At 41.6% G+C, this 15,132-nt stretch carries 7 protein-coding genes; 3 read left to right on the top strand and 4 right to left on the bottom strand.

Translation table 11 applies throughout. The features are described from left to right. The first annotated feature begins 48 nt into the window (after nucleotides 1–48). On the top strand, nucleotides 49–2,415 hold the full coding sequence (locus T7867_RS16165; RefSeq protein WP_068222021.1) for an ABC transporter permease: 2,367 nt from the start codon (nucleotides 49–51) through the stop codon (nucleotides 2,413–2,415). A gap of 160 nt (nucleotides 2,416–2,575) precedes the next feature. On the opposite strand, the gene hrpB is transcribed toward T7867_RS16165, so the two are convergent. Both hrpB and T7867_RS16155 read right to left on the bottom strand, forming a co-directional pair. Then, a complete protein-coding gene (gene hrpB, locus T7867_RS16160) occupies nucleotides 2,576–5,062 on the bottom strand; it encodes an ATP-dependent helicase HrpB (protein ID WP_068222023.1) in 2,487 nt (828 codons plus the stop codon). A 45-nt stretch (nucleotides 5,063–5,107) separates the two neighbouring features. Further along, nucleotides 5,108–5,944: a hypothetical protein gene (locus T7867_RS16155; protein WP_068222025.1), complete on the bottom strand. Its 837-nt coding sequence runs from the start codon at nucleotides 5,942–5,944 to the stop codon at nucleotides 5,108–5,110. A 398-nt stretch (nucleotides 5,945–6,342) separates the two neighbouring features. Here T7867_RS16155 and yaaA point away from each other — a divergent pair, with 398 nt between their 5' ends. Then, nucleotides 6,343–7,107 carry a peroxide stress protein YaaA gene (gene yaaA, locus T7867_RS16150; RefSeq protein ID WP_068222027.1) on the top strand — a complete coding sequence of 255 codons (765 nt, stop codon included), beginning with the start codon at nucleotides 6,343–6,345 and terminating at the stop codon, nucleotides 7,105–7,107. 367 nt (nucleotides 7,108–7,474) lie between these two features. On the opposite strand, the gene T7867_RS16145 is transcribed toward yaaA, so the two are convergent. Beyond that, on the bottom strand, nucleotides 7,475–10,648 hold the full coding sequence (locus T7867_RS16145; RefSeq protein WP_068222029.1) for a WD40/YVTN/BNR-like repeat-containing protein: 3,174 nt from the start codon (nucleotides 10,646–10,648) through the stop codon (nucleotides 7,475–7,477). Nucleotides 10,649–10,730: 82 nt separating this feature from the next. Further along, nucleotides 10,731–12,146 carry a Gfo/Idh/MocA family protein gene (locus tag T7867_RS16140; protein WP_068222031.1) on the bottom strand — a complete coding sequence of 472 codons (1,416 nt, stop codon included), beginning with the start codon at nucleotides 12,144–12,146 and terminating at the stop codon, nucleotides 10,731–10,733. Nucleotides 12,147–12,462: 316 nt separating this feature from the next. Here T7867_RS16140 and T7867_RS16135 point away from each other — a divergent pair, with 316 nt between their 5' ends. Further along, entirely contained in the window at nucleotides 12,463–15,114 is a 2,652-nt protein-coding gene (locus tag T7867_RS16135; RefSeq protein WP_068222033.1) for a TonB-dependent receptor, read from the top strand. The last annotated feature ends 18 nt before the right edge of the window (nucleotides 15,115–15,132 follow it).

The raw sequence follows: 15,132 nt of genomic DNA, 5'->3' as shown, positions 1-15,132 counted from the left end.
AGTTGAGCCAACATGAAACCTAAAACTTAGAACATAAAACTAACAGATATGTTAAAACACTTTTTAAAAACAGGCTATAGAGGCTTTAAGAGACAAAAACTTTACTCACTTGTCAACCTTTCGGGCCTGGCAATTGGTATGTTCTGTTTTCTCATTACGGCACTTTACGTAAAGGATGAACTGACTTTTGACCGATGGCATGAGAATGCCGATAATATCTTCATGTCTTCTTTGGAAATGCAGCGAGAGGATGGAGAGAAGTTCAAGGTTAGGCCATCTTATGCTTTGCTTAAGGCATTGAAAGAAGAAAGCTCTGAAGTAGTAAGTGCTGTAAATATTAGCCGAAACAACTGGAAGTACTATCAGCTAGGTGAAGAGTGGGTTCAGACCGAGCAGTTCTATTATTCTTCACCAGAACTTTTCGAAGTATTTGATTTTAGTCTGAAGTATGGTAACGAAACCACTGCACTTTCTGAGCCAACCGATGTAGTAATTTCTTCTGAATTGGCAGAATCTCTTTTCTCTGGGGAGAACCCATTAGACAAAATGATAAGCATTCAAGGCCAGGGTGAACTGAAGGTGGTGGGTGTTCTAAACCCAATTCCAGCAAATTCACATTTGAGGTTCGATATGGTGGCTTCAATTAATAATCCAGGCTCTAGATATAAAAGATCAGAGGGGGAGTGGGTTTATGGAACGGGATACAATTACTTCCTTCTAAAAGGAGATTATAAGCTCGATAAGCTCTATGAGGATACCAAAACGATTTTAGCTAGAAATGGTGCTGAGGATATAGCTGCCAACTATGAGTTTCTCAAATTTTCAGAATTGTATTTGAAGCAACAAACTGAGCGCTTTAATAGGGATATGTTTGGCGGTCAGATGAAGTATGTCTACATCTTCAGTTTAATAGGAACGCTAATTCTTCTAGTAGCCTGCTTCAATTACATCAACCTTACTACTAGTGCTTCAATTAGCAGAAGCAAGGAAATGGGTATTCGTAAGGTGATAGGTGCCTCAAAGACAAGTTTAGTATCTAACAAAATGGTGGAAACTCTCTTTGTTTCATTTTGGAGCTTAGTCTTAGCCATCATAGCCGTAGAAATGACGTTACCTTATATCAATTCCCTAATAGGTAAGTCGCTTTCATTCAATGTTTTGCAGTCTCCATCACAGCTAGTATTACCAGTAGTGTTGCTTATTGTTGTCATGTTGATTTCTGGCGTCTATCCTGCATTTATGTTGAGCTCTATCAACTTGTCAACAGTATTAAGAGGAGCTCAACCTAAAACTAAAGCCGGTTTATTTAAAAAGTCGCTGATTGTATTTCAGTTTATCATCTGTTCAGGTCTTCTAATCGCTGCCTTAGCTATCAGAAGCCAAGCTGACTTCCTCATTAACATAGATAAAGGTTACAATGAGGAAAATATTATGTCTATGAGTGTTAGACAAGAAGGTCAGCGTTTGGAATATGAAGTGCTCAAAAACAAGCTAGAGTCCATTCCTCAAATTGAGGTGGTTACTTCTGCTACACTTCCCATTTTTCCGCCTCCGCCTCCGCCATCGATGGTGGAGATAGAAGGTAGAATGTTTGCGATGACCTTTTTTACAGGCTTCGTTGACAGGAATTTTAATGAGATTTTTCAGTTGGAGTTTCTTGAGGGAGTGGACTTTACACAAGTACCAGAATCTGAACTTGGAAATGCGGCTATTATCAATGAAACAGCTAAGAAGAAGCTAGCTCTCAATCCAGCTTTAGGTGCTAAACTGCCTGATGGGTCTAAGGTAGTAGGAGTAGTAAAGGACTTTTTCTTTGATACAGCTAAATCGGAGATTCAACCCGCTTCTCTTACCTACTATCCAAGAGGTTTCTATAATGTTCAATTTAGTTTCAGAGCTGGAAATAAGGCAGATGTTATGGCTCAGGTTGAAATGGCCATGAAACAAGAGTTTGGCCTAAAGTCTGCGCCAAGCATGACAGAACTGAAGACCATAACCCAAGGCTTTAACTTTTATGATGCTGAAACTACGCTCAAAACCATCTTTAATATGCTGACAGGTATGGTTATTCTGGTGGCTTTCCTTGGCTTGTTCGCCATGGCCACTTTTGAAAGTAATGCTAGGGAAAAAGAACTCGGAATTAGAAAAGTGTTGGGTGCCAACTATTTCCACATCTTAAAAACGCTCAATAAGCATTTTGTTGGGCTGATGGTTGTAGCCTTTCTAGTATCGATTCCCACTACATTTTACTTGGTAGAAGAATGGCTCCAAGCTTTTCCGTATAGAATAGAAGGTCTTGGAAGCTTTGGTATAAGCTCAGTAGCCATCATAGTTTTGATTGCAACCCTCATACTAGGAGCTCACAGCTATTTAAGTACTCGAAAGAACCCAACTGAAGTACTTAGGAATGAATAAACCTGTTCGATGTTTCATTTGGGCTCAAAGTTGAGCCCAAATAAAACTCGAAAATCACTAAGCATGGGGTTAGATCACTTGGCAATCATAAACTCCTTCAATAACTATTGACAAATGACCACTGACCAATTACCTAATTCCCCAATTTCCGTTCAACCGATTACTGTTTTCTCTTTTTAACCCCACGAATAGCGGGTTCATTCCAAGGATCATCTGGCCAAACATGCTTAGGGTAGCGCCTTTTTAGTTCCTTGCGGACTTCAAAATAGGCATCGGACCAAAAGCTTTTAAGGTCAGAGGTGATTTGCACGGGTTTGAAACCTGGAGAAAGTAGATGCATTAGTACACCCTGTTTTCCACCATTTATCTTAGGAGTTTCGGCCAAGCCAAAAACTTCCTGAATACGCACGGCAAGGATAGGAGCTTCGGCATTATCTCGGTATGCCAGTCGGATGCTTGAGCCACTTGGCACTTCAATCTTTTCAGGTGCCAAGTCATTCAATTGGCTCTGCTGCTCAAAGCTGAGACTGTGATGAAGAATGTCTTTCAGGTTGAGCTTCTTCAAGTCTTCAGGCTTACGAATGTCATTGAGATAAGGAGCTAGCCATTCAGCTGAGGTCTGTAGGAGTGAAGAGGTGCTGACTTCTGGCCATTGCTGGTCAGGATTCCATTTCCTGAGCGATAATACGCGACTTTGCCATTGAGCTACTTCCTCATTAAAGTCTAGCAATCTTTCGCCTTCTTTCTTAATAGCTTCAATAATTGCTTCTACCAAATGAGAAGGATCAGGGTCTGGCAGAGGAGTGCTTCGCAATACAATGTTTCCTATGCACAAATTTTTGCTCGCAATCAGTCCACCATCTTCAGTATCCCAAGTAATAACTTCTTTTGCCTTTACCAACGGTGCCAAATCACGTGGATTCAATGGAGAGGCCATATGAATCTTACCCATTCCATCGCGGGCATCTATATGGCAAACTGCTAGCCAAGGTTCGGCAGCCAAATCATCTCTGTGGCCAGCCATAGCATAGCGTCCATTGGATAGCTGAAACTGAGCATTATTACCAGGTCGAGCACAAGCGATTCGCTCTGGGTAAGCATGGGTAATCAAAACACCTGTTTCATACGGATCGACAAAATCATTCTCTGCTTTAATCTGAAACAGCCTTCGATACTGATCTGCTATTTTTTCTATTCGCGCCAGCTTCTTTCCATCACGGTTTTCCCTGCGATGCATTCTCAATGCTTCAATTCTGGTATTGATATCTATTCCGGCTTCTCTTCCAAGCGGATCACGTTCTTCAAGCAAAGCTGCAATATCAGTGGCCAAAGCTAAATGATCATGTTCTTCTGCCAGTAATAGCATATGAGCAATCCTTGGGTGACAAGGCAAACGCAACATCTTTTGACCATGCTCAGTGATCTTGCCATTTTCTAAGGCCTCAAGCTGATGAAGTAAGTCTCTTGCCTGTGCCAATGGACCGGCAGGAGGTGGAGTTAGCCAAGTCATCTGTTGAGCATCAATAATTCCCCATTGCGCCATATCGAGTACCAATGAAGCCAGATCGGCCTCCATAATTTCTGGTACAATATGCTCAGCCATTCGCTGATGAGTCACTGTTGACCACATGCGATAGCAATGTCCTGCGCTTAGTCTACCAGCCCGGCCTGCCCGCTGATCGGCTGAGTCTCTAGAAATCCGGACTGTTTCTAAACGAGACAGACCTGAGTTTGGATCGAATTTGGAAGTTCTTCCAAAACCACTGTCAACCACCACTTTAATGCCTTCAATGGTCAAACTGGTCTCGGCAATATTGGTAGCCAGTACCACTTTTCGTTTCCCATTTCTATCAGGCATTATGGCTGCCTGTTGCTTATGTGGCGGAAGACTTCCGAAAAGTTGGTGAATGGCCATATCGCGTAAACTGCCTCTGAGTAAGTCTGCTGTTTTCTGGATTTCTCTTTGTCCTGGAAGGAAGACCAAAATATCGCCATCATGCTGTTTTGCAGCCTTTGTTATGGTTTTCGATATCAGTTCAGGAATTAAGAATTCATCGATATCGCCTTCATAGTTTACCTCTACAGGATATTGCCTTCCTTCGCTGACTACCGCAGGAGCTTTCAAAAGACTTGTCAGTTGAGGCATGTTCAGCGTGGCCGACATGATCATAATTCTCAAGTCAGTACGGAGTACCTGTTGGGCTTCACGGCAAAGTGCTAGGGCTACATCGGCATGAATGCTTCGCTCATGGAATTCATCGAAAATGACCATTCCAATGCCCGAAAGCTCATTGTCTGATTGAATCATTCGGGTAAGAATACCCTCGGTAACGACTTCAATCTTCGTTTTATCAGAAACTCGATTGTCAAATCGAATTCGGTAGCCAACCGTTTCGCCAACTTTCTCTCCGAGGAAATAAGCCATGCGTTCCGCAATGGTACGCGCAGCCAATCTTCTTGGCTCCAGCATGATTATTTTCTGACCCTTGAGCCAAGGTTCCTCCATCAAAGTGAGTGGCAGAAGAGTACTTTTTCCAGCACCCGGAGGCGCATTTACGATCATGGTGTTCTTTTCAGCGAGATGCTTTCTGGTATCAGAAACTACTTCCTTAACAGGAAGGTCTATATGTTGGTAGTCGAAGGACATTTAGTGAATTCTAGTATGCAGTAATTTGACTGGAGAGAAGCTCGGTTAGTTAGATTTTTTACGTTCTAGTTTCCAGATCATCAAAGGTTTGCCTTGTGTTTCTGTTCCGTGTATTCCCAGCAGTGTTAAAGACTCTGGTTTTATCTCAAAAATTGAGAAGAGATGAATTCCATCAGAATTAATCATGCTATCCGCAACATCATATTTAAAGGTACCCATAGGTCCAATTTCATCTTGTCCAATAACTAGTTCGTTGTTGGAAAAACTCAGTGAAAACACCGGGTCGGTTATGGGAGCCGATAAAGTATCGAGGATGGTCACAGGTTCCTCATAGATAGCAATTCCTTCGGTTCTTACAGGTTGAACGGATTTGGTTACCCATTCACCTTTAATACCCTCTAATAATTCATATCTCGTACTTTCGAAACCTTTTGAGCTTGTTTTCTTAAATGACATCAACTTATACCCTCTAAGCGGTATGAGTTCAGGGATTTCCAGAAGCTGAAGTTCGTTATTGTCAATTTTAACCACTTTCCATTTTTGACTGCCGAGAAGCAATGTGTCGGCAGAAACATCATAGATAAATGCATAATGAATAGGTTCTCCTTCAAACAGTTCACGACCTTCAAATGCAGAATTGAAATTAAAAGCTAAGTCATTTTTATCCTGCTCTTCGTTGTTATGATTTTCCTCAGAACCAAAGCTTCTTAGTTTAGGTATTTCAACCTTGTTTCCTTCTTCATCAACCTCTATTGAAATTGTGCCTTCCCAAGTGCCTATGATGAGTCTCTTGATATCCTTTTCTTGCTGAGTTTGTGCTGATATGGTGCCTGAAAACAGGAAGGAAGCTAAAAGGAAAACAGAAGTTATAAGTTGTTTCATTTTGAATAATATGTTGCGAAGTTAAGGGTTTTAGTATTGAGACCTGAGTATTGGTTATTGAGAAATACGGATTTGGGATGATACTCTTGATATTACAGATTAGAAATTTTATTGAATCTAATAATGAATAGGTAAATCCCCCGACCTTCCCGAAGCATCGGGAAGGAATTGAGGGTTTTTGAGTCATTTCTTTCTTCTCCAAATCAGAGTCTCTTAGATCCTCAGTGTCCATTTTAGGAGACACTGAGGGTGTTGCACTTGCGAGTCTCAATACTCAATACTCTGTACTTTGTACTCAATACCCATATCGCAAATCGCTATACAATATTGAAACAAGCTATCATTCCTACGAACATTTTTAGCACTCAGGTTGTATGTTTGCATAAAGAACAATCAATATGCTATTAGTACTTTCTCCTGCTAAAACACTCGATTTCGAAACGCCTTGCGATAAGGAACATTCTTACCCAAAATTTCAGAAAGAAGCGCTGGAATTGATTGGTGTGCTGAAAGAAAAAAGCCCTGAAGACATTCAAGAGTTGATGGATTTGAGTGAGAATCTGGCGGAGTTGAATGTAGATAGGTATAGAAAGTTCGCCAAGAGCAAAAACTCTAAAAGAGCCAAACAGGCAGTTTATGCTTTTCAGGGTGATGTTTATCAAGGCTTGGAGGCTGAAGCGCTTTCTGATGAAGATATTTCGTATGCTCAAGACAGGTTGAGAATTCTTTCTGGTTTGTATGGCATTTTAAAGCCATTGGATTTGATTCAGCCTTACCGATTGGAAATGGGTACTCGATTAGCTTTCGATGACTATACCACACTTTACAACTATTGGGCAGATAAGCTTTCCATTGAGTTGAATAAGCAGTCTAAGAAGTTGAAAGAGAAAACTTTGGTGAACCTGGCTTCTCAAGAATACTTCAAGGCAGTCGACCTAAAAGCGCTTAAAATGAATGTGGTAGATGTTGAGTTTTTAGATAATAAAAACGGTACCTATAAGATCATTTCTTTTTGGGCGAAGAAAGCCCGTGGGCTGATGGCTCAATACATCATAAAAAATCGAATCGAGACAATTGAAGGTCTTCAAGCTTTTGATTCTGAAGGCTACTTATTCGATTCTGAATCTTCTACTGATAACAAGCTAATCTTTAAGAGAGGGTAGGTATTGCCTTTACAGTCTTAAGCCTTTTATACTATTTATGTCGATTGTAAATCGACTTTTCTACTGTCCTCGTATCAAACGGTGACGAGTTGGTAGTTTTATAAAAAGAAAAGATAAGTCCGGAATAGCCGAGGTACCGTAATTGCGAGGAGCAAAAAGAACAAAGTGAAATTTTGTAACGAAGCAATCCGCTTGTTTATGTGCATCGTGCCAAGAACGGACAGATTGTCGCGTCACAAGTTTGACTCAGGTCAAACTTTCTCCTCGCAATGACTAAATTGGCCTGAAGACCTTTAAGATTCCAAAAAAACAAAGAGCGCAAAGTTTAAACTCTGCGCTCTTTGTGTAAATGGGGATATTACACCTATTACTTCCCAGCTTTTTCTATTTCAATCGTCCTGTTCTTTCTTTCCAGCGCCTTGTTGAACTTCGGAATGTCTTCATTGATAATCTGATCGAATTGTTCAACGGCTTTTTGAAGTCTTCCATTTAGCACTTCATAAACTTCACCTTGTTGATTGGTTGGACGGAAGTCTATGCCACTACCGTTGATATCACTAGCCAAAGCACTCAATCTTCCGTAAAGCTTGATAGGGCTTCTAAATGCATCTTCACGTGCACCTGTAAGGTGAATGTCATATAATTTTCCAGCTATATCTTCGGCAATTCCGAGAAGTCTCATTGCCTCTTTCTGAGTGCGTTTGTCACTTTCTTCATCTATGATGTTTTCGAGTTCCTTGCGAAGTTGTTCTACGGCATTAATATTACTTACTGCAACGTTAATTGCATCTCGCAGTTGAAGGGAGAAATAAACCTGTGCCTCAATATCTTCTTGAGTTCCTTCAGAATAAGGGTCTTTTAACACATCAAACATTTTCGAAACTTCTTGAATCAAGTCACCATTTTCGTCTTCTAGTTTCAAGTTGACTTTATACGAACCTGGAGCAACCCTTGGTCCGTATTGACCCGCCATTAGGTCTAAATCCCATTGTACTAAAGGTCTCCAGCCTTCTCCGTTTAATTGCACCCACGGGCGGCCAGGAGGTTGAGTTAAAAGCTTGGCTCGAATAATTGGCTCGTGTCTTAAGTCCCAAGTGGTTCTGTTTACACCTGCTCTAGACCTTGGGCTGAGTGTTCTGATCAGGTTTTCCTCTAGGTCTTCGATCTCTATTTTCACTTCACCCTTAAATCCTTCAGGTAAGAAATAGTTGATAATAGCTCCATTTGGCGGGTTTTGACCTGAATTGAAGCTTCCTCCATCGGTTTTAATGCTCTCTCGAGTATTGAACCTGTAAGTGTCTCTGACGTCCAGCAGCGCCAATTCATCATCTAGCTGATCAGCATTTCTCAGTGCTGCTAAGTCGTCCAATATGTAATATCCACGACCATAGGTACCCACCACCATATCGTCAAAACGCTCTTGAATTTCTATCCAGTAAACGGGGGCAGGAGGAAGGTTAAGTCTTAATCTGTCCCAGGTTGAACCATCATCATAGCTCACATAAATGCCTTTGTCTATACCAGCATAAAGCATTCCCTGTCTTTTTGGGTCCTCCTTTATGACATGTACAAAGCTCGACTCAGACGAAGGAATTCCGTCAGAAATCTTCTTCCAGCTTTGGCCATAGTCTGTGGTTTTATAAATATATGGATCGAAATCACCCATTTGGTGAAGGTCTACTGAGATATAAACCGTGCCTTTCTGATACTTCGAAATTTCAATGTTGGCAATAGTTCCCCACTCTGGAAGACCAGTGATATTGGCTGTTAGGTTCTGCCAGGTTTCACCACCATCTTTGGTGAGTTGAACTTGTCCATCATTTGTGCCCACCCAAATTAAGCCTTCTTCTAAAGGCGATTCTTCAATGGCGAATAGGGTAGAACCATCGAAAGTCATCAGGTTGTCAATTGCTACCCCACCAGAACTCTGCTGATGATCTTTCAGGTTTAGGGTTAAATCTGGGCTGATGATTTGCCAGCTTTGGCCATTATCGTCCGACTTATGAACGTACTGACTACCTACATACACTCTGTTTTTAGTGTGAGGGGAAAAGCTTAGCGGGAAGTTCCAATGCCAACGATATTTCATATCTGCCGGAGCCCAACCGTAGCCAGCTTCTGGCCAAACTCTAACTTCTCTCGAGTGACCTGTTCTGATATCGTGTCTTTCTAAACCACCATCGTAACAACCCGACCAGATGATGTTATTGTCGTTGGGATCTGGTTGAGCAAAACCACTTTCACAGCCGCCAACGCCTTTCCACAAACCAAGCGGAATGTAGCCTTGTAATGAATTGCTTGGTCCCATGTAGGACCAACCGTCTTGACGATTACCGAATACATTGTAAGGAATTTTATCATCTACTGCTACATGGTACATCTGCGCGATAGGAAGTACCACTCTTTGGAAAGATCTTCCATGATTGAGGGTCATACTTACCCCACCATCGTGAGCAACCATAAAGCGGTCAGGGTTTTCTGGATCGATCCAAATGTCATGGTTATCGCCACCACCTCTTGGAGGTCTTCTGTTCCTAGTTTTTCCACCATCTAATGAGTGAACGAACCGAACCGACATAGAATAGATTTCATTCGGATCACCAGTATTCACACGTAATCGGGTGTAATAAGGAGCTCTTTCATTCCAATCATGATCACGGCTCATCAATGTCCAGCTCATGCCTTTGTCCTCCGATCTCCACACTTCAGGGCTTTCTGCTTCGAACAAAGCGTAAACCACATTTGGGTCACTATGAGACAGTGCTACCGATGTTTTTCCTACAATTCTATCAGCACCGAACTTCAGGCCATACTTGTTTAAAGGTTCCCAAGTATCGCCACCATCTGTAGATTTATAAACTCCACTTCCGGCACCACCGCTATTCAATCCCCAAGTATTGATATGTACAGACCACATAGCAGCATAGATGATGTTTGGGTTTTCTGGGTCGATGGCTAAATCTGATGCACCAGTTCCTTCATCTATAAATAAAACTCTTTCCCAAGTTTCTCCACCATCTTTGGTGCGGTACACACCGCGCTCTTGCTGAGGACCATATGTGTGACCTAATGAAGCTGCATAAACAATGTCTGGGTTGGTAGGGTGGATTACCACATGTCCGATTCTACCTGTTTTTTCCAAGCCTTTGTGTTCCCAAGTCTGGCCTGCATCTGGTGAGAAATAGATTCCATTTCCCATGGCATGGGCAGGACGGATAACGAAAGTTTCGCCTGTTCCTACCCAAACTTGATCAGGATCGGAGGGAGCTAAGGCCACAGAGCCAATGGATGAGATGTCTTGATTATCGAAAATTGGACGCCAGTTGATGCCGCCATCAGTGGTTTTCCATAATCCGCCAGAAGCTGCACCAATGTAGTTGACCATTGGGTCGCCCGGAACTCCTGCTACAGCAATAGCTCTGTTACCTTCTGGGCCAATAAATCTGAATCTATGATTACCTAATTTCTTATCTAAATCGCTTTGACCCAGACAGGTGAAGGAAACGAGTAAGAGGACAAACAAAATGAGTTTTTTGAGCATTGTTTTAAGGTTTGAGGGGAAGATAATAAAAAAGGAGATTGTCAAAAATCAATCTCCTTTATGCGTAATATTATTGATTTGATTACCAACCAGTTCTATATTCTCTCTTCACGAATTGATTAGCCTCATCGAAATTGGTGATCTTCATGTTAGGACCATCCCAAAGTAGCTTGATGTAGCGTCCTGGATAAGTAGTTCTATTGCCATCTTTTTTCTGAATATCGAAACTTCTTAAGGCTAGATTGCCCATCAAAATACTTTCAGTTAGAGGTCCAGCAATATCGAAATCTGAGCTACATTCTTTTTGCTTATACCCGGCCATAGCAGCATTTACCCACTGTACGTAATGGCCTTCTGGTACTCTAGGGATTGTCTCTTTTACATTGATGGATTCGTTCAGCTCTAATGGTACCAAGCGAGGGTTTATTCCGTAAGTACCACACATCATGGTGCCTCGGGTTCCTTTGATGATTACTCCATTGCCACCATCACCCATTTGCTCGTTGGCACCTAGTTCTTCTGGTCTTGGCGGCTGAATTCCGCCATCCATCCAATGCAGTTTTAAAGTAGGCTCTTCGCCTCTTGCAGGGAAGTCTAGGGTGATATGGCTAGAAGGAGGGCAGCTTTCAGGAAAATAACCTCTTCTGAATTCACCAACATAAACAGAACCAACAGATGCCTCTACACCAGTAGGGTAACCTAGCTTGAGTGTTTTAAAAGCAGGTTCAATAATATGGCAAGCCATGTCGCCTAAGGCGCCTGTACCATAATCCCACCAGCCACGCCAGTTAAATGGCACTAAATTGTCTATATAGTCTTTTTTAGGTGCTGTTCCCAGCCAAAGGTCCCAATCGAGCTCTTTTGGTACCTGTGCTTTTCTATCGGCAGGCCAGGCTATGCCTTGCGGCCATACGGGTCTGTCTGTCCAGCACCACACTTCTTCGGCCTCACCAATTAGTCCGGCCTGATACCACTCTTGCATCTTTCTTACACCGTCTCCAGATGCTCCTTGATTCCCCATTTGGGTCACCACCTTGTATTTGTGAGCGGCTTCGGTCAGCTGTCTTGCCTCGGCTATATCGTGGGTTAATGGCTTTTGAACATATACATGTAAGCCTCTTTCCATGGCAGCCATCGTTTGAATAGCATGCATGTGATCTGGTGATGAAATTGTAACTCCATCTAGTCCAGATTCCTTTTCCAGCATTTCTCGATAGTCTTTGTAGTAGTTGGCTTCCGCAAATGTTTTTCTGGCATTAACAGCTCTTCTATCATCAACATCGCAAAGTGCTATTACTTTCACTGCAGAGCTTTTTGCAGATTCTGTCAAGTCAGAATAGCCTTTTCCTCCTACACCAATTCCACCTAAATAGAAGGTGTCTGATGGAGCTCTAAAGCCTTTGCCTAGAACATGGCGGGGAACAATGGTGAAAGCCGCAGTACCCAGACCGAGGGTTTTGATAAAGTTTCTGCGAGAACTTTTGTTTGGTTTGTCCATAGTTTCAAAAATGTGAGCCAGCGCGCTCGTTTCATACAATCGTTTAGCTTGGATATACCTTGCTGAATCAGTAAACGCGTGTTAACATCAGTGATTCTTGAACACACGTAGTACTGATCTGTCGATAAATTAAGGATAAATGACTTAATCAAAAATCATTTTCTGACCTTCTACATTTATGCCAAATGAAATAAAGTCTTTTAGCCATCTGGCAACTATATCTTTTTTGGGAGTCTAATTCTTCTAACTTACAAACAATTGTATGAGAACGCGCTGGATACCGATATTGTGGCTATGCCTTATTGGCAATACCCTCATGGCTCAGAATATACTAGACCATATGATGAATGGATCTGAGCAAGGAAGGCAATTGCTTGAGGTACTTTCTGAAATAGCCGATGAAGAACAAGCCAGTATTTTTTTTCTCCCTCGATGGATTGATGGTATTCAGATCAATAAGAGTTATTCGAGTAAAAGCCTTGGCTTCATGCTGGAAGAGCTCTTTGAGAACACTGAACTTGATGCAGTGTTGATGTACCCAAAAGTACTTGTTCTAATTAAAGACCCCACAAAAGATATTCAGAGAAGAGAAGCACTGATTTCGGCATTAATGCAAGGGAAGAAGGTTGAAACATATGAATTTGGCGAACCAGGAAGCTCTTCGAATCAGGAGGTTTTGATAGAAGGAGAAATAATTGATTGGACTACCGGAGAGGAGCTGCCTTTTGCAACGGTATCGGTGAACGACTCTTTAATGTCGACAGCCTCAAATGATCAGGGAAAATTTAGCTTAAAACTACTTGCTGGAAGTTATGTGTTACGCTTCAACTTCTTGGATTACACAGAAAAGGTGGTAGATCTTCATGCTTTCGATAACGGAAAAATCTATGTGGAGCTAGAAAAAGAATCTACGCAGTTAGATGAAGTTGTTGTGCAGGGAGAAAGAACCCAAGACCTTACAAAAAGTAAAATTGGCAGAACCTATTTAAATGTTAGAGATATTAAGCTAGCCCCTGCTTTTTTGGGTGAAGTTGATCTAGTGAAACAGGTTCAAACACTACCAGGTGTAACTACGGTAGGGGAAGCCGCTACAGGGTTTAATGTGAGGGGTGGGAGTGTAGATCAGAACCTCATTCTTTATGACGGCATGCCCGTGTTCAATAGTTCTCATGTTTTTGGGTTTCTTACCACTTTTATCCCAGAGGCAGTTAATGATGTGTCTTTTTATAAAGGAGGAATACCGGCCAATTATGGAGGTAGGGCATCTTCGGTGTTAGATATTAAGTCTAAAGACGGAGATTTGAATCGCTGGAATGCAAACATTGGTATTGGTATGATAACCAGTAAAGCCATGGTTGATGGGCCCCTTAAAGAAGGAAAAACCGCAATGGCGGCATCACTCAGGTCTACCTATTCTAATTGGTTGGTAAATGCTATAAGAACAGACTATGCCGATTTAAGTGATAGCAAAGTCAACTTTTACGATGCCACTTTGAAATTGACTCATTTGGTTTCTGATGATACCAAACTATCTTTTACAGGATATTCCAGTAAAGATGCTTTTTCGTTAGAAGGTGATACCACCTACAGATGGCATAACTTGCAAGTCAGCGTAAGACTAGATCACCAATTTACCCCGCAATTAGGTTCTGATTTTACGCTCGGTCATACAGTGTATGGTTACAACGTAGATAATGAAGACCCTAGACAAGCCTCACGTCTTTCGTACCAAATAAACCTCACTTCGTTTCAATCTGCTTTTCATTTAGACAAAGCTGAACACAAGTTAGATTTTGGATGGCAATTGACCCATTATCGATTTCAGCCAGGTAAGCTAGAGCCAACTTCTGGTAATTCTAATGCTGCAAATATTACCATGGATAATCAGTATTCAATAGAAAGTGCTTTCTACCTCAACGATGAATGGGAGTTGAATGATAAGCTAAGACTTGAAGGAGGACTGAGGGTGCCTATGTTCTTTTCTTTTGGCCCTGCTGAAGTTTTCACTTATGAACTAGGGGAGGTAAAGCAAGTGTCTACCATTACAGACACCCTAAGTTATAAGGGTGGAAAGTTAATTAAGGCTTACTTTGGTCTAGAGCCAAGGCTTTCAGTTAATTGGGAGTTTGCTTCCGAAGCATCTTTAAAGATTGGGTACAATAGAATTTACCAGTTTCTTCATTTAGTAACCAATACTGCTGCTGTTACTCCTGTAGATATATGGCAGCCAAGTGGTTATTACTTTCGTCCGCAGCGCGCAGACCAAATTTCTGCAGGTCTGTTTAAGGACTTTAGAGATAAAGCCTATGGTTTGTCTACAGAGGTGTTTTATAAGTTTATAGAAAACCAGATAGACTTTAAAGATGGTGCACGTCTTATTCTGAATAATCATTTAGAAACAGAGCTACTTCAAGGTAAAGGAGAAGCTTATGGAGTTGAAACCTCAGTTTTTAAGAATCAGGGAAAGCTTACAGGCAGTTTGAGCTACACTTATTCCAGAAGTTTCAGAACAATTGCAGGGGCCTCTACAAGTGAATCCATCAATAAAGGAGAACGCTATCCATCCAGTTACGATCAGCCTCATATTGTCAATTTAGGTTGGAAGCTAGCGATGTCTAAAAGGCATTTTTTTACAGGAAATTTCACTTATCATACAGGCAGGCCTGTAACTATTCCCTTGGCCGTATTTGGATATGATAATAATTCGGTAGCCTATTTTTCTGGCAGAAATCAATACAGAATTCCCGACTATCACAGACTAGACCTCGCCTTGGTTGTAGAAGGAAATCATAATAAAAGAAAGAAGTGGAAAGGTACATGGGTGTTCTCAATATATAATGCTTACGCTCGAAAGAACCCATACACCATCTTTTTCAGAACGTCTAGAGCTGGTGTTCCTGAACCCTATCAATTATCTATTGTAGGTACTATTTTACCATCTGTGAGCTATAACCTGAAACTCAATTGAAAGCACATCAATTTAAAT

This window comes from Roseivirga spongicola (genome assembly GCF_034376045.1).
Classification (GTDB): Bacteria; Bacteroidota; Bacteroidia; order Cytophagales; family Cyclobacteriaceae; genus Roseivirga; species Roseivirga spongicola.
Note: the sequence above shows the minus strand (reverse complement) of the source record. Positions and strands in the feature narration are given on the sequence as shown.

Coding starts and splice junctions, on each gene's coding strand:
- T7867_RS16165 (WP_068222021.1), top strand. CDS start 49: ATGTTAAAACACTTTTTAAAAACAGGCTATAGAGGCTTTAAGAGACAA.
- hrpB (WP_068222023.1), bottom strand. CDS start 5,062: ATGTCCTTCGACTACCAACATATAGACCTTCCTGTTAAGGAAGTAGTT.
- T7867_RS16155 (WP_068222025.1), bottom strand. CDS start 5,944: ATGAAACAACTTATAACTTCTGTTTTCCTTTTAGCTTCCTTCCTGTTT.
- yaaA (WP_068222027.1), top strand. CDS start 6,343: ATGCTATTAGTACTTTCTCCTGCTAAAACACTCGATTTCGAAACGCCT.
- T7867_RS16145 (WP_068222029.1), bottom strand. CDS start 10,648: ATGCTCAAAAAACTCATTTTGTTTGTCCTCTTACTCGTTTCCTTCACC.
- T7867_RS16140 (WP_068222031.1), bottom strand. CDS start 12,146: ATGGACAAACCAAACAAAAGTTCTCGCAGAAACTTTATCAAAACCCTC.
- T7867_RS16135 (WP_068222033.1), top strand. CDS start 12,463: ATGGCTCAGAATATACTAGACCATATGATGAATGGATCTGAGCAAGGA.